Raw genomic sequence first — 16,603 nt, 5'->3', positions numbered from 1 at the left:
TTATTATCCTACTGAAACTTCAACTTGAGCTGATTGTATCATCACTCCTTTAAAGTTTACTTGAGGTTTGATTATTTTAGTAATTATTTCTTCTCCATCTTTTAATTTTTCGTCTGGAACAGAATTTGCCACAATCATTTTCATTCTTGAGTCGAATGGTTTGTTTAATATCTCTGGTATATCATAACCATTAGCAGCAAAATTATCTTCAATACGTTTTACTGATGCTGATAGTTGTTTTAAACCTTTAATATTGATATCCATATTGGATAGATTTTTATTTAGACGCACAATTTCATCTGCTACTTTTAAAGCAAGAGAATGGTCTATTTCTTCCAATTTATTAGCAGGTAATCTAGCTCTTTCCTCTTGCACTAATTTCAATTGTGTTTCTAGTACTTCTGTCAATTTAGTGTCCAATTTCACTCCTTCTTCTTCGAGTGTTTTCTTAGTTTTACTAATTTGTGCTTCAACATCTGTTTTATCAGTACTTTGACGTTTACTCACTAACCAATACAGTAATCCTGAAACTATGATAGCACCTAAGATTCCAATAATGGACCACAAAGAATTTTTACTTAATGAATTATCAACCTTTGTGAATTTTTGATTAGTTGCTGTTTCTGAATTGGTTAATTTCCCATTTAAATCTGAATTGGTCTTTTGAATATCAGAAGCATTGGATTGAGCTTTTTGGTCAAGAGCTTCAAGCTTTTGATTTACTGTAGCAACTTTAGAATTTATTGAACTGATTTCAATTTTTAGATCATTGTTTTCAGATTGAAGAGAATGTATTTTTTCTTTTAATGGTTGGATTTCTTTTTGGAAATCTACAGCTTTAGTTTCTTGAGCAAAAGCGCCAAAATAATTAAAAAAGATTAGTGCTATTATAACTTGTTTTTTCATTGCTAAAAGATTTATATTATTTATTAAAAAAAGATGATTGGTTTATCGGAGAAGATGATGCATTACCATTTGCAACGCTATAAAGAGTAACGGTTGCATTTGTATGTCCTCTTGAACTATCTTCAAAATACTCCTCTCCATCAAATTCTGAAAAATTCACATCCGATTCAAAATTCCCATTGGTACCACAACTATTTTCTAAATTCGGATTCCAATCGTTACCGTAAAACACTCTTATTTTATAATAATCCTGAGGAATGTTTGACATTTTAAAATTTGAATTTTTCTGAACGTATTCATTTCTAATTGTTCTGCCTTTTGAGGTGCTATAAAGACATACAATTGCATCTGAATTTCCTCCATTTTTAATAGTTAATATTGCGTTTCCCTCATAAAACCCAGGTCCAAAGCATCTATCTAAAGGGGAAGAGCCATTTTGTAACTGGTTACCAATAAAAGGGCTCCTATTTTGCTCTGCAGGCATAGCTACTGCGGAAGCTGTATCCACTATGGCAGCAGTAGTATCTGCATATGGATAAGCGAAAGCTGAATCAACTACTGCTGCCGCTGAATCAACTACTGTGGCCGCTGAATCAAATGCTAGATTATAATTTGTATCACCACTATAATCATTTTGTGATCCATTACTAATACACATAATTACTATTATAAAAAAAAATATAATAAATATCCACCCGCCCCAATTGATATTTCCTGAATTAGATTTTGGAGCAGTATATGTAGAACTACTTTTTGGTGATGTTAACGGTCGTGGAGTAGTGTTTAGGGAAGATGTACTATAACTTGGCGTACTAACATTTAATTGACTACAAAGATTTTTTAAAGCATTTTTATTCTGATTAAATCGTCCTGTTTTATAATCATACTCCATATCTAAAGTGCCAATTAAATTGGTCACTTCCCATCCAGTTCTCAAAGCAGTCTTTATTTTATTTAAAGTTCCGAATCTGTCTACAGCAATTTTATAATCGAAATTATCTTGAGCATTGTTTACTTCTTCAATGATATAACTTTGTGCCTGACTAGCAACGCGTGTTGAAAGTTTTAAATACATTTCATCAGAGGCACCTAAAATATTTTTTATGTTATTTAAAAGGGGGATACTTAAATTAATTAATATTCTTGCATTTCCAATAGTTTCTGCATTTCTTTCAAACCTATCGAATATTTCAATTAATGCTGTTAAATCATCGCTTATTCTATTGTGTTTATCTCTTTCCGGTTTTTCATCAATCCATTCTTGGAGATTTTCTGTATTTTCTTGACATCTTTGAATTGCTATACTGCCAACAGCAAGTTTTTTTGCTTTCTTAAACAAATCCATTGCTTTAGCGCTCGGATCTGTACTTGTATCTCTGTGCTTTTTAAAAAAAACAATTCCACATTGTAATATTTCATCGGAGAGTTTATCAGAGGCAGAAATAAATTGGATATTGCTTTTTCCTAAAATATTTTGAATTGTTTTTATTTTTCCATTCTCATTTTCAAATAGACTTAATCCTAAATCATACCCTTTACTTGGATCATTTTTCCTTTTTACTTTTGTCTCTTCAATTTTGGTTTTAATACGGTCAATCGGCTTAGAAACGAAATCATTTAAATAATTTTGCTTTGCAGTAAAAGAAATTTTTGAAATACATTCAAGGTACCAATCTCCTAAAGTTATATCCACTTTTTCAATTTGTGAATAGACTTGTGTTAAGAACTGGATTTGCAAAGTATCAATGGATAATTTATAGGTTTCATCCGAAGAAAGTTTAATAAAATCATTTATGAAATCACTTTCTAAAAACTTTAATTTTAAAATAATCCCTTTTTCAAGATTCTTTTTAGAAATTGTTTTTTTCTTAAATGCACCATTCAAGTATAAAGTGGAAAGATTTTGAAAAGCTGATGCGTTTCTTTTTGTAACGTCCTCTGATGTTGCCAATTTCACCCAAGCATTTATTGCCTCTTTAGAGTCCTCCTTTGAGGCTTTCAAGGAATCAAACATTGGTTCATCGGTTACAGAATTCCCATTATAAAACCAAAACAATGAAGCGTTAACACGATCACTATTCAAGTTTAGTTTTGAAATAGCATCTTCTACATTACCACTACTTCTATTCAAATCGCCAATAATTGGAAAGCTAAAATCTTCAGGAACCTGTTGTCCTGCCTCAATATACATTTTGAGTTTTTTAGTTTTACTGTGCTCTTCCCTTGTTGAAGTTCCAACTAATATTCCTATTATCCTGTATGGGTTACTTTTAATTATGTCCATTTCTAAATCATTGTGTAAAACTCTGTTGAACTATTGCCTTTTTTTTTATATAATTTATGTACATCCTCTTCCTTGTCAGCGGCTATATTTATGACATTATAGTAATCATTTCCAATTGACATAGATGCAATAAAGATTTGATTTTTTTTGATTTTAAAGAATTGACTACTATGATCGTCACTAGAAGCTACTCTGAAATTAAATTGTTTAGTGATTCTAAAAAGATAAGATTGGCTCAGAATTACATTTGAAAATAGAACAAAAAAGATTAAAAGCAGTATTCTTTCCATAGTAAAAATATTTAACCTTCTTTCTATATTTGAAGTGATTTATTAAGCTCAATATTAACACTTTTATAAAGAAATTTCATCAAATTGAATAAAAAAAAAATCAAATAAAATGAAATTTTTAATTTGCTGTAAAATTATATATATTTAAAAATGATCCTTTACGGTTTTCCGCATTCTGTTACATTATTTAATAATTATATGAAACTTTTTTAAAACGACAGAAATAGCCTTTCCATACTTCTTATTGATTGAGAAATTTTTCGGATAGAAAGAGACAAATACTATTAACATCCAATGCCATTTGTTGATTTTGTCAAAACAGTTAAGGCGCACATTTACAATTAGCTTTTTTTTAAATCCATTTTACTTCAAAATATTCTAACTATATTCGAATTTTCAAATTAAATGTTATGATTCAAACGGGTTTTAAAATAAATGGAATAGGTCTTTTTTTTAAAGATTATTTAAGTTTTATAATCTTAATTCCTGCTTTTATTGGAGGTATTTGGCAATTGATTGAATTAATGAGTATTTCTCAGCCTTATATCAGTTTTTTTTCAATTTCTCAAATAGTCCCAGATGGAATACTAATTCTGATATTTTTATTATTGGCACTTGCTAGTATAATGTTTCCTTTATTTCTCGATTCCATCCTACCCAAAAAAAACTAGGGATAACATAGAGATTGTACTTTCAGATATAGAAATAGAGCATAAAAGGAAGAAAGACACTCGGAATTGGCTTTTAAGTTTTTTTACAGTTTATATTTTAGGATTTGCGTATTTCAAGTTTTTTTTTCAATTTATTGATTCAACAGGTAATTTGCATTTTGATGCTTTAGTAGCAATAGTAGTATGTTTATTTTGCAATATTTGCTTGATTAAATGTTATAATTTGGCATCTGTCACAAAAAAAGAAGATTTTAAATTTTTCAATGCTTTATTACTAATCTTATATATAATGTTGGGCTATTTCTTTTGCCATAGAATACACAACACATTTTTACTCACAAATAATTTAGATAATATTGAAAATATCCAAGTTGTTTTAAAAGAAAAGTATCCTCACTCAAAAAACGAAATATTATATTTTAATGACAAATATATTTTTATTGATGTTACCGATACATTAAAATTAGATCCGAAGACAAAAAAGGCAACAGAAAAGATTCATATAATGGAACTAGAAAACCTATTTAACGATTAAGAAATTCCATTCAAAATTTTTATTTTTCGCTGAAATTTATAATTTACACGTATTTTTTAGGCCTATTCTTTTAAACTTCAAAAAGCTGCATATAGGTATTTACAGTATTGCGAGAAATACCTAATGTACTTCCTATTTTACAATTGCTATAACAGTCCAAATGTAAAGTGATGATTTGTTTTAAGTCCATAGGATCAAGTTTATTAGCCATATCGTATTGTTTTAGATAACAACAAGATAGTAGCTAATTTTGATCTTTCAAAGTGGCACAAATCGAACCGAAATGGTGGCACTAATCAAACCGAAATAGTGGCACAAATTGACCGAAATGGCTGGCACGGTCTAACCGAAATGAGTGGCACAAATCGAACCGAGATATCCACTATTCAAATCTTAATTCTAAATCTATTCTTATCACCAATAATCGGTAATAAATTTTCACTGTATTTGTTACAGCTATAATTTTACATAACCCGTTTTATTTTTTTTGCATGCTAAAATTTTATTAGAAATAAATATTTTCCGTACATTTTTAATGATCTATCTTCGTTAAGGACTTCTCTGTGTGGAAAAAACGACCATTTGAATACTAAAACAATAGCAGAAATTCAGTTGTGAAATTACAGATAATTGATTTTAAAAGTTTATAAATGTGTTTTTCTGAATGTTTGATTTTTACTTAATTTTTAAAAATTTATTTGGCAATGAGAGCTGGCGCTGTTTTGTTTCATCATCACCGTTTTTAATATTTTATTTTTCATTTCTGACATTTTTTTTATTCGTCTAAAGAGCCGCAGTATGCTATGTTTTGTTTCATGAGCATAAAAAGGTTAGTGTTTAGCACCTGCAAGGCTTTGCTAAAAAATACAACCCGAATGGGTGGAGATTTTTTTAGCAAAGCTGAAAGACTTGGCCTTGGAGGGACGTAAGAACACGAAGTTACCTTTGCTCTTGAAATCGAACCAAAAGCATACAGTGTCTTTGATAAAAAGTAAAAGAGGAAGCAATTGAGATACTGTAGAAGAAAAAGTAGTAAAGAAGTAAAAAACAACCAGATTCTGGTGATGAATTCCTAAAGGTGGCATCACAAGTTTATCTACCAAAACATATCTATAAAAAAATTAGAATAAATTGCGAAGTGGCAACGCTATAGGGCCAGAGAGATTAAGAAAACCAGCAGTCAAATAGCGTAAAATATGCCGGCATGAAATCAGCTCAACCCTTGACGGGTCTGCAGTATTTGTGTAATTTTGCCCTATGACTCACGAAGAAATAAAACGCTATTTTGAAAGCACACCACCACCTTTGGAAGTAAACTGGAAACCTTGGGCTAAGATCAGTGATACACAACTATTCTTGCGCAGCTGTTATACAGGTATCTATAATTATAACGGTCCCCTTGAAATGTGTCCTGCTTGGTGACACTTAAAGGATTTTTATATTTTAATGAAACGCTCTTCACAGGAAAAAAGCAGCGAGAATCAGTCTGAATAAATTAAGGGCAATAGTTCTCTAATAATGCCAGTAGTTACTTGTGATACAGAAAAAAACAAGTAAAGATGCGGCAACTATTTTTATGACTTCAAGCCAAAAAATTTGCTTACCGAAATAATCCGCAATAAAATTAATTTTATCTTGCATTGTACAATCCTTATCTAAATTGAATATTGCATATGGAATTCTCCAGTTATGAATTAACCAAATGCTTATAATAGTACCTATAAAATGGTTTTAATTTTTCCTTGTAAATTGTCCGAAACAGAAGTAATTTTGTCAATCATATTTTTTTTTCAAACATACATTTATTTATTCTTACTTTAGATTCTTAAAAAGCAGCTAGCCCTGATATTTTCTCTAGATATTCACTTTTTAAATAAAATAATTAAACTGAAGATTATATTGTCAGTTAATTTGGATAGAACGGCTAAAAAAAAACACAATAAACTAACAATCAACACATTACATTGAGACATATTTATTCTTTATAAGTTTTTTACAATGGATGAATTCATCCATTGTAAAATTATTAACTTGCAGTACTAAATTTTTCATATGAATACTTTAAAATTTTCAGGTCATGATACGTTTCACTGTAGACAACAGTGGTTATCAAAAGGCATAAAACTAATTGATACTGAGGGATATACAGTCTTAAATAGGCCTGAAATTGCAATTTCAAAATTAGGTGTAGGTAAAAACATGGTTCAATCTATTCAACATTGGCTAAAGGCGTTTGGATTGATAAATGAGAAACATGAAGTTTTAGAAATATCAAATAAACTATTTTTAAACAATAATAATGCATTTGATCCTTATTTAGAAGATGAAGGTACCTTATGGTTATTACAATATAAGTTATGTAAATCTAATTATGCTAGTATTTTTAATTTGATTTTCTCGGAATATTTTAACGACAAAGTAAGTTTAGATTTTTCTGAAAGACAAATCATACAGTTTATAGAAAAAAAACTTCGTGATAACAATGAAAGAGAAGTAAGTAATAATACATTAATTTCTGATTTTAAAGTTTTTGTAAAATCTTATGCCACTCCAACAAAGTCGTTAAAAACTATTGAAGATGATTTTAATTCTCCTTTACTAGAATTAAATTTGATTTCACAATTGACCTCCAAAAATGGAAACGGTGAAACTGCTTATAAAATAAACAAAGAAGTACGGAACAATATACCAATTGCAATTTTTGGTTATTGTCTTTTAGATTATTTAGATGATCGAAAAGATATTAGCTATGATGAAATAAGGAATTCAATTGGGTCATATTTCTGTCTTTCAAATGATGGTTTGGATAATTTACTTGAGCAACTATGCTCAAAACACCCAGAATTCATACATAAAAATGATGCCGGAATAAGACAAATTCAAATAAAAGGCATAACAAAAGATTATCAGACAAATTTATTAGAATCGTATTATGGAATACAATAACATATCCACTAACATATTAAGAGATGAGTCGAAAGACTTAAAGTATATTGTTACCCCGAATGCGATTCAAATTTATGATCGCATTCTAAGTAGCGAAACAAAAAGTAATAAATCTTTTACATTAATAGGGAATTATGGAACAGGAAAATCAACATTTCTTTGGGCATTTGAAAAAAACTTACTACAAGAAAAAATTTATTTTAGAAATAATGTAAATTCCAATATACACTCTTATGATTTTATTAAATTAATAGGAGATAATTCTTCATTAACGGTTTCTCTATTAAAAACATTAAATATCGAAGAAGGCTCCGCAGATGAAATAATTGAAGAACTAGAAAAAAGAAGAGTTAATTCCGCAAAAAACAGTAAAGGATTAGTAATAATTATTGATGAATTTGGTAAATTTCTTGAATTTATTGGAAAGAATAACCATGTCAATGATCTTTATCTATTGCAACAAATTTCCGAATGGGCTAACAATGATAATAAAAACGTATACTTTATCATCTCTCTCCATCAAAGTTTTATTTCTTACTCAGCATCACTTGCCTTATCTGAAAAACAAGAATGGGAAAAAATTAAAGGCCGTTTCGTCGAATTATTATTCAATGAACCTGTCGAACAATTACTGTTTTTCGCATCAAACAAACTTCAATCCTTTAAGATACCTAAAAAGAATGAAGGTAGCTTTAATCTTTTAAATAAAGCAATCAAAAACACTAATCTTGTTAGTTTTGATGAAATAAACTCAACTGAACTTGCAAAATCATTATATCCACTAGACTGGTTGTCAGCAAACATTTTAGTTAACTCTTTGCAACGCTATGGACAAAACGAAAGATCATTGTTTACATTTTTAAATGATAAAAATAAATTTTCAATCAGTTCATTTGAAGGGAAATTTTACTCTATTTCGAATGTGTTTGATTATTTAGTTAATACATTAGGTAGTGAAATTTATAGCTCAAACAATCCTCACCGATTGCAATGGCAGACTTGTTTTAGAGCACTCGAACGAGCGGAATTAATTCAACACATAAATTATAATTTAATAGCTGAAGTGATCAAAACTATTTGTCTAGCAAATATTTTCACTAAGGCAGGTAGTTTATTGGACAAAGAATTCATATCAAAATACATTCATCATACAAGCGAATTTGATAGTACCGATATTGAAAAGGGCATTGAAAAACTTGACAAATCTGGGATAATTAGATTTTATAATCATAGTAATAAAATAAATTTTTTAGAAGGAACAGATCTTGATATTGAGCAAGAATTGGTAGATGCCTCGAAGGAAATAAACCATGATTTCTCGATCAATGACGCTATTTCAGATTTGATGGATTTTCCAGTCATTTTAGTTAAAAAGAACTCTTACCAAAAAGGTACTCCTCGTTTCTTTGAATACCGAATCTTAACGAACTTAAATTCTATTACTAAAGCTGAAGGAGCTTTAGATGGATATATTAACCTAATTTTTGATGTAAACCTGAAGGAAAAAGACATCAAAGAATCATCAAAAAATTCAGGTAGCAATCTTTTTGTTATATATAAAAATTCAAAGCAAATACATAACGAAATTTTCACTATCAATAAATTAAATTTTCTAATTGCCAAACATAAGGAAGATATCAATGCCGGTAAATTATTAGCAAAAGAACTTGAATTTCATAAGCAGCAATTGCAAAAATTGGTATTAGATAATTTATTTGTTTCTAATGATCAAAATGTTTGGTTTTATAATGGTGGGATAGAAAATATAAGATCAAAAAAAGCTTTGAATGAAACACTTTCAAAAATATGTGATTTAGAATTCACAAAAGCACCACATTACAAAAATGAACTAGTAAATAAAGAATTTCTAAGCCCTCAGATAAGTTCAGCAAGAAAGTCTTTCATACGACATCTTTTAAACAATGAAAGTGAAGAAAATCTTGGGTTTCCAAACGATAAATACCCTCCAGAAAAATCAATTTATATTACTTTAGTAAAAGAGACAGGAATACATTCGTTTAATAGTGAATTAAGATACTTTACTTTTTCGCCACCTACTGATCCTACCTTTATCCATTTATGGGAAGAATGTAATACGTTTATTAAATCTGCTAACTCATCTAGACGAAACTTAGCTGAATTGTACGAAATCTTAAGTAAAGCTCCTTTTAAATTAAAAAAAGGATTTACCGAATTTTGGGTACCCCTATTTTTAATAGTAAATAAAGAAGATTTTGCGTTATTTCATGAGAGCAATGGCTTCATTCCATACCTAACGGAAGATGTTTTAGATTTAGTTCACAAATCTCCTAGCAATTATTCTATAAAAAGTTACGATGTTTCTGGACTAAAAGTTAATCTTTTGGAGAGCTATAAAGAATTAGTACAGGTTGGAGATATTGAATTAGGTACAAAAAGTACCTTTCTTTCTATTTTCGGAAATTTCTTGCGCTTTCATAGAGGCTTGAATGAATATACATTAAACACTAAGAGACTTTCTCCAAAGGCAATAAGCTTAAGAGAAGCAATCAAAAACGCCAAAGATCCAGAAGAAGCATTATTTAATCATTTTCCAAATGCATTAGGTTTTCATTCCATTTCCGTTAGTGATGATGAAGAAATCTTAAAATCATATACGTACCATATTCAAGATGCAATAAGAGAAATTCGTTCAGCTTTTAATTCTTTATTAGATAGAATTGAAGAAAAAATAATTCATTCTTTCTATTGCGAAAGTATTGATTTCAAAAGTTATAAAATGGAAATTCAAAGTAGATTAGCTAGTATAAATCAGGGCTTATTAGGATCTGAACAATCTATTTTTTACAAACGACTAATTTCCCCCTTAGATGATAGGTCTTCCTGGTTAAAATCGGTTGCAGATGCTGCATTAGGAAAATCAATTGACGGAATGATTGATGAAGAAGACATTCTCTTGGTTACAAATTTAGAAGAATTTCTACTGGGATTAATTAAAGCTTCTGAACTCCATGAATTCAAATCAAGTGAAAACAAAAAGATGGTTTCAATTCAAATGATCGGAACTTCAGGTAGAATTCTTGATGATAAAATTATATTTTCAAATGAATATAGTAAAGAATCCGAAGCTATAAGAATCGAATTACAAGAAAAATTAATTACATTAGATATTCATAAACGCAAGCAATTACTTATGGAATTATTATCTACTGAGCTTAATCAAGATTTAGTATTATGAGTGAGATAAAACATGTATTAGGAATTTCCGGAGGAAAAGACAGTGCTGCCTTAGCAATTTATATGAGTCGAAAACATCCCGATATAAGTGTAGAATATTACACTTGTGATACGGGCAAGGAATTGAATGAAACATACGACCTAATAAACAAATTGAATTCAGTATTAGGTAAAAACATACGACTCTATAAATCTATTGATGAACTAAACTCACCTGAAAGAAATCCATTTGATCATTTTTTAGCTATGTATGGAGGTTATTTACCGTCTGCTACAGCAAGATGGTGCACCGGAAAAATGAAACTTGAACCTTTTGAGAATGAAATCGGCACTACTCCAACCATTTCTTATGTTGGAATTCGTGGTGATGAAAATAGAGAAGGTTATATCTCCAAAAAAGAAAACATTCAATCCATTTTTCCTTTTAGAAAAAATATTTGGAGTGAAGATGTAATTAAAAAGTTTCTAGCTAATTCAAATATTGATTTTGTAAAAAGTAATTACGAATTATTGGCACCGAAAGAAAAGTTAGAAATGATTTTACAATATGTGGTGCAACCCATTTCTTTGCGTTTTACACAAAAACAAAAAGTAAATGCACTACTTGATACAGATGTAAAATTATTCAATAAAGTAGTTTTTGAGTTTTTAAAAACTACAGATTATCCCGTTGGAAAGCTTGATAGTTTTTCGTTAATTGAAAATGATGAAGTTTTAGGTATAGATGATATTTTTAAAATATTAGATGATTCTGGAGTAGGAATACCGGCATATTATTTACCGCTTGAATATGAAGTTGAAATAAATGGAGAGTTGAAAAAAGGAACTTACTCAAGAAGCCGCTCTGGATGTTTCTTTTGTTTCTTTCAACAAAAAATAGAATGGGTTTGGTTGTTGGAACAACACCCAACACTTTATGAAAAAGCTATTGAATACGAAAAAGAAGGTTACACATGGACTATTGAGCCTTTGCAAGAATTAAAGAAACCAGATCGTGTAAATGCTATTAAAAAAGAGCACTATTTACGAATGCATAAAAACAAAACTAACGCAAAAACGACTACAAGTTGGCAAGATGAAATCTTGGAAGCTGAAGGAGAAGGTTGTGCTAGTTGTTTTATATAGGATGAAAGAAATATTTGAATATTACTTAAACAAGTGTAATCAAGCCATGATTCATGAAGATAAACTATCTTTTGAGTTTGGTAATTATTTTATAGAGTATACTTTTACTTTCAACAATATCGATAATGAGGATGAATTATTAGAAGATGATTATTTCTCATATAATAGAATAAATAATATCCAAGAAATTGATAGATTGTTGACTTTTGATATTGAATTCCAAACATACAATATAATAGGATATGAATATTTAGGTTGGCGCGAAGACTCAGAAGAAGGAAGGTCAATTACATATGAAATGTTTTGTTTTATAGAAAGATTAAAAAAATTTAATGATAGTATATTAAATTATGATGTCACTACTGAATTTGGTGACCCAATGTGTCATGATGAAGGAAATTATCAATTCAAAATCGAAATTAATGATAATTATTTTTTGAACAATGAATTTGCAAAATCAATAATAGATATAATTAAAACACTTGAAATATCTATTCCAGATTTTTACACAGTCTTTTTTAGAAAAAAAATTAATATAAATGATAATAAGATAGTTTCAGTATTATCAACAAATACGAAGGTTAGAAGATTAGGTTATTTTAAAATAATGTCAAATTTCTTCAATGAAAACAAAAAATTCCCGGCATCCATTATCAATAAAAAATTTGAAGATTATTGTTCAGAATATAAAAATGAACTTGAAGACAATTCATTCAAAAAGGGTTTAATAATTAAAACTAAAAGTGGAGTTTCTGCAAAACCCTATATAGATACGGCTCTAGATATTAATTTATTAAGCAAAGTGAATAATGTTTTCAATGTTGGGAAATCATTCAAAGTCTATCAAAATTTAAAGAATAAATATTCTAACTCAAATAATATTTTTGAACTTACAGATTTTGATAAAGTATATTTTTTAGAATGTATTTTAAAAAACGACTTTTTTTACTTTAGTAACCTCTTAGAACTGTTTTTTTTAAATAGAAAAACTACATATTTAATTTTAGTAAAAAAATATCAAGCTCAATTAATATTAAGACTAGAAGATTACAAAAGACAAAATATATATGACAATAGAAAAGTTTTAAAAAATATTGATGTTATATTAAAGAGAATAAACAATTGGGAAAAAGCAGAAGTTTATTTAGAACACATAATAATGCCAAGAATAAATTGGATGTTAGATTTTGACCTTTTAACAAGCATCAACAATGAGTTTATTTTAACAGAAAAAGGATTGAAATTGTTTAAACATTTATGTGTTTGGAATGATATTAATACAGATAAAATAATTTCATCAGATTCTTTCATTGATAGATTTATGATACATACCTTTGATGATTGCTATAAATGCAATCATGGTGAAAATTTAATTGATAGAAAAATAATTATAGAAAAAATATATTATTACATCGATAGTAGTTTTGATTTATTTAAAACATTGGCGCCAAATCGTGTTACAGCTTCACAAGCAGCAAATTATACAAAATATAAATTATACTTGGATGATAATATTAAAGTTGGTTATCAATTTATTTTAGGTGAATTGTCAGAAAAAGAACAAGATAAATTTGTCTTTAAATATCAAGAGCAATACCAAGATGGCTATATACAAAGAAAAAAATAAATAGAAAATGGGAAAATTTGAATCAGATTTTAAATTAAAAACTAATCCTTTTAGAATGACTCCGGCTACAAATCCAGACGAAATTATTTGGGCTGGTTTTAATCAAATAAAAGAAAAATTTGAAAAAAGAATTGAACGAAGTGTCAGAATTCCAAACTCAACTTTAGTTTTAAATTGGGGTGAATATGGAAGTGGAAAAACTCATGCTGCAAGATTCTTTAATAAAAAAGCTGAATTACAAAAAATTTCGGATAAAGCAGGAAAATGTATTCCTTACTCCATGATAATTCCTCTCCCAAAAGGAAAAGAACCAGTTTTTAGTATTTATACAACAGTAATTGACAAATTAGATATACTAGAAATTAGACAGAAATTTCAAGGAATTGATATTAATAGTTATATTGAAAATTTTGGCTCAAACCTTCACATTCAAAATGTACTAAAAGCAATTTTTAATCATGATATAGACCATCTACAGCTTAAAAAATATCTCTATGGTAACATTTCTCCAGCAGAATTAAAAAATTTCATCAGTATAGGAATTCTTAGACAACTGAAAGAAGATACTGATTATACATTGGTATTATCTGGTCTTTTTTCTTGCTTGACATTTGAGAAAACAACTTACTCATGTGTAGTAATTTGGATAGATGAATTTGAAGACATTGCGGTTTTAAGCAGCTCAAATATTGATAAAACCAATAATTTTTTAAGAGAGATATTAGACAACACTCCAAACAATTTATTGGTGTTTCTAAACCTTACACAATCAGCTTTATTTTCAGTAGAAGATTTAGGCCAATATGTATACGAAAGTGTGCGATCAAGAATAAAAGAACGTATTAGTTTTGATTTGCCCTCAAGAGAGACATTTAAAAATTATTTACGCGAATTAATTAACCATTTTAGAGAAGGAACTGATGCTAATCCTTATTTCCCATTTGATGAAAATGTAGTTGATGATATTATAAGTGAAAAAGGAAATATTTCATTAAGACAATTTAATGAATCCCTATCTCTTTTGTTAGAACTATGTGATATGGATGATAAACATCCTATTACATTAGATGTTTATAAAGATTATAAATCCGAAGTAATCTGGGATAAAAATTAAATTTATGAGTAATATAACTTGTATTCTTGACGCATGCTCCGTTATAAACCTCATTCACATTGATGAAGATGATTTTCTACAAAAAAAATTAGAAAAATTAGACATAAGAATTAATGAATTAGTATTTAAAGAAATTAGATCAAACGTTTATAATAAATTGAATTTAATTGATAAACGAATATCAGCAGACTCTTCGATTACTAAAGATTTAATTAAAAATATCGAAATTCAATTAACTTATTTCAGAAGTAAAATTAAACTCAATGAGGATGTATTCAAAGATTTAGGAGATGATTACTTTGAAAGAATTGGCGAAATAACTGGTTATATAAAAGCAAATGGTGAATTGCATTCAACTGCTTTGGCACTTTATTTAAGTCGAACTGAATCAAAAAAAATATTTTTCTATACAGATGATTATCCTGCAAAAAATGAGTTTTCGAGTTTTTTTGAATTTCAGCAAATAGGTCAAATAAAAGACTCGGTAGATTTATTAGTTTTATTATTTTGGATTGATGAAAATTTTTCAAAAGCTCAATTATTAAATTTTATAAGTAAATTGTTCTCTGAATACGCAATAGAAGTCAGTTTTTTAGAAAAAGAGTTAAAAAGTTATTTAGAGAATAATGTTGATGCAAAGTTTGCAAAAACTAACCCAGGTGTACGAGAAAATTTAAAAGAATTAATTTCAAAATTATCAAATCACAATTTTTCAAAAATTTCAGAAAACAAAGAATTCTTTGAACAAAAAAAACAAAAGTGCAAAATCATTAATGACATTATTAAAAAATATAACAAAGTATTTGAATTGCAAAACACTTCAATAGATATTTTAGTTAAAATAAGAAATTTAGAAGGTGATTTAAAAACAAACAAAGTTTATAAAATATTAGACCTTTGCTAAGGTTTGATAAAATATAAATAAGCATTTCCCACTTTTTTAAATTCTATTTTCCTTTCTAAACGCAAGTGCATTAATTTACAATCACTTATTTTTAAAAGGGATTTAATTTCTTTAGAGGTTAACCATTTAACAGAATTTTTCAATTTAATTATTTTGTAATTCTAGTAATTAAATATTCTTCAATTTTATCAACTTTAAAAAACGCTATTAAAATATCCTCTATTAATAATTTTGAAATTTTAGATCCAAGTTCAAACAGATTTCTAAAATCATTTATTTCTTCACTAATTTCAATTGCAATATATCCTTTATTTACAAAAGCTTTTAAAGGCATTCCTAGTTTATTATTGGTGGTTTTAAACTCATTTTTATAGGTACTCCAAGTTTCTTGAAATTCACTATTTAAAATTAAAATATCAGTCAAAATCTTACCACTTTTATTATAGATTTTTAATAAAGAAATTAGCAAAATTATCTGATGAGGAGCAAGACTTCCTCTAGCCTTATCTCTTTTTAAATTATCAATAAACTCTTTAATTCCATTATTGCTTCAAATTAATTAGATTCATTTTAAAATAAGAAATGGACCAACCTATATAAAATTGGTCCATAAATACTAATACTTGGGTATTTCGGTCGGACCGTGCCACCCATTTCGGTTGAAATGGTGCCACTTTGAAAGAGATTACAATAATACAAAAAAGTTTATTCAGTTTAAAAATTTGCTTTTCTCATAGACTCGCCTTGCAGATTTATTCTATGAGAAGAATTTACAATACGATCTAGGACTGCGTCAGCAATTGTCGAGTTCCCAATTATATCATGCCATGCAGATACAGGTATTTGAGAAGACAGTATTATTGATGCTTGATTGTACCTTTGGTCAACAATGTCCAATAATGCTTCCCGGGATTGGTTATCGAATGGTTGTAAGCCAAAGTCATCCAGAATAAGTAGATCTGATTTTAGTATCTTTTTCATTTCC

Annotated in this window: 13 protein-coding genes; 8 read left to right on the top strand and 5 right to left on the bottom strand. The window is 28.3% G+C overall.

All coding sequences use genetic code 11. The features are described from left to right. Positions 1-3: 3 nt before the first annotated feature. From NJT12_RS06215 to NJT12_RS06205, 3 genes are read right to left on the bottom strand one after another with little or no spacing between them, the layout of a single operon-like run. Positions 4-906: a hypothetical protein gene (locus NJT12_RS06215; protein WP_271335021.1), complete on the bottom strand. Its 903-nt coding sequence runs from the start codon at positions 904-906 to the stop codon at positions 4-6. 16 nt (positions 907-922) lie between these two features. Next, the gene (locus NJT12_RS06210; RefSeq protein WP_271335020.1) at positions 923-3,190 is read right to left on the bottom strand and encodes a hypothetical protein; all 2,268 of its coding nucleotides are present in this window, start codon (positions 3,188-3,190) and stop codon (positions 923-925) included. 2 nt (positions 3,191-3,192) lie between these two features. Beyond that, entirely contained in the window at positions 3,193-3,480 is a 288-nt protein-coding gene (locus tag NJT12_RS06205; RefSeq protein WP_271335019.1) for a hypothetical protein, read from the bottom strand. 894 nt (positions 3,481-4,374) lie between these two features. Here NJT12_RS06205 and NJT12_RS06200 point away from each other — a divergent pair. From NJT12_RS06200 to NJT12_RS06170, 8 genes are all read left to right on the top strand, one after another. Then, complete coding sequence (locus tag NJT12_RS06200; RefSeq protein ID WP_271335018.1) at positions 4,375-4,686, top strand: hypothetical protein; 312 nt, start codon at positions 4,375-4,377, stop codon at positions 4,684-4,686. A gap of 1,257 nt (positions 4,687-5,943) precedes the next feature. After that, positions 5,944-6,108, top strand: a complete 165-nt coding sequence (locus tag NJT12_RS25120; protein ID WP_414655383.1) for a DUF6965 family protein — start codon at positions 5,944-5,946, stop codon at positions 6,106-6,108. Between the two features lie 630 nt (positions 6,109-6,738). Beyond that, positions 6,739-7,632, top strand: a complete 894-nt coding sequence (locus tag NJT12_RS06195) for a DUF4007 family protein (protein ID WP_271335017.1) — start codon at positions 6,739-6,741, stop codon at positions 7,630-7,632. Beyond that, positions 7,619-10,849 (top strand): P-loop NTPase family protein, encoded by a 3,231-nt coding sequence (locus NJT12_RS06190; protein WP_271335016.1) that lies wholly within the window; start codon positions 7,619-7,621, stop codon positions 10,847-10,849. Before NJT12_RS06195 ends, NJT12_RS06190 begins: the two co-directional genes overlap by 14 nt. Beyond that, the gene (locus tag NJT12_RS06185) at positions 10,846-11,973 is read left to right on the top strand and encodes a phosphoadenosine phosphosulfate reductase family protein (protein WP_271335015.1); all 1,128 of its coding nucleotides are present in this window, start codon (positions 10,846-10,848) and stop codon (positions 11,971-11,973) included. Before NJT12_RS06190 ends, NJT12_RS06185 begins: the two co-directional genes overlap by 4 nt. Continuing rightward, positions 11,924-13,600 carry a hypothetical protein gene (locus NJT12_RS06180; RefSeq protein ID WP_271335014.1) on the top strand — a complete coding sequence of 559 codons (1,677 nt, stop codon included), beginning with the start codon at positions 11,924-11,926 and terminating at the stop codon, positions 13,598-13,600. Before NJT12_RS06185 ends, NJT12_RS06180 begins: the two co-directional genes overlap by 50 nt. Positions 13,601-13,607: 7 nt before the next feature. Beyond that, complete coding sequence (locus NJT12_RS06175) at positions 13,608-14,714, top strand: hypothetical protein (protein WP_271335013.1); 1,107 nt, start codon at positions 13,608-13,610, stop codon at positions 14,712-14,714. A 4-nt stretch (positions 14,715-14,718) separates the two neighbouring features. Then, on the top strand, positions 14,719-15,618 hold the full coding sequence (locus tag NJT12_RS06170) for a hypothetical protein (RefSeq protein WP_271335012.1): 900 nt from the start codon (positions 14,719-14,721) through the stop codon (positions 15,616-15,618). A gap of 148 nt (positions 15,619-15,766) precedes the next feature. Here NJT12_RS06170 and NJT12_RS06165 read toward each other — a convergent pair whose 3' ends face one another. Next, entirely contained in the window at positions 15,767-16,042 is a 276-nt protein-coding gene (locus tag NJT12_RS06165) for a hypothetical protein (RefSeq protein WP_271335011.1), read from the bottom strand. 290 nt (positions 16,043-16,332) lie between these two features. Beyond that, positions 16,333-16,603: ATP-binding protein (locus NJT12_RS06160; RefSeq protein WP_271335010.1), on the bottom strand; the 271-nt coding region annotated here is incomplete at its 5' end.

Source organism: Flavobacterium azizsancarii (assembly GCF_027980145.1).
Classification (GTDB): domain Bacteria; phylum Bacteroidota; class Bacteroidia; order Flavobacteriales; family Flavobacteriaceae; genus Flavobacterium; species Flavobacterium azizsancarii.
The sequence above is the reverse complement of the archived record's forward strand: the minus strand, read 5'-3'. Positions and strand labels throughout refer to the sequence as shown.

Bases quoted from the DNA above. Each gene is read 5' to 3' on its own strand.
- NJT12_RS06215 (WP_271335021.1), bottom strand. From the start codon at position 906: ATGAAAAAACAAGTTATAATAGCACTAATCTTTTTTAATTATTTTGGC.
- NJT12_RS06210 (WP_271335020.1), bottom strand. From the start codon at position 3,190: ATGGACATAATTAAAAGTAACCCATACAGGATAATAGGAATATTAGTT.
- NJT12_RS06205 (WP_271335019.1), bottom strand. From the start codon at position 3,480: ATGGAAAGAATACTGCTTTTAATCTTTTTTGTTCTATTTTCAAATGTA.
- NJT12_RS25120 (WP_414655383.1), top strand. From the start codon at position 5,944: ATGACTCACGAAGAAATAAAACGCTATTTTGAAAGCACACCACCACCT.
- NJT12_RS06195 (WP_271335017.1), top strand. From the start codon at position 6,739: ATGAATACTTTAAAATTTTCAGGTCATGATACGTTTCACTGTAGACAA.
- NJT12_RS06190 (WP_271335016.1), top strand. From the start codon at position 7,619: ATGGAATACAATAACATATCCACTAACATATTAAGAGATGAGTCGAAA.
- NJT12_RS06185 (WP_271335015.1), top strand. From the start codon at position 10,846: ATGAGTGAGATAAAACATGTATTAGGAATTTCCGGAGGAAAAGACAGT.
- NJT12_RS06180 (WP_271335014.1), top strand. From the start codon at position 11,924: ATGAAATCTTGGAAGCTGAAGGAGAAGGTTGTGCTAGTTGTTTTATAT.
- NJT12_RS06175 (WP_271335013.1), top strand. From the start codon at position 13,608: ATGGGAAAATTTGAATCAGATTTTAAATTAAAAACTAATCCTTTTAGA.
- NJT12_RS06170 (WP_271335012.1), top strand. From the start codon at position 14,719: ATGAGTAATATAACTTGTATTCTTGACGCATGCTCCGTTATAAACCTC.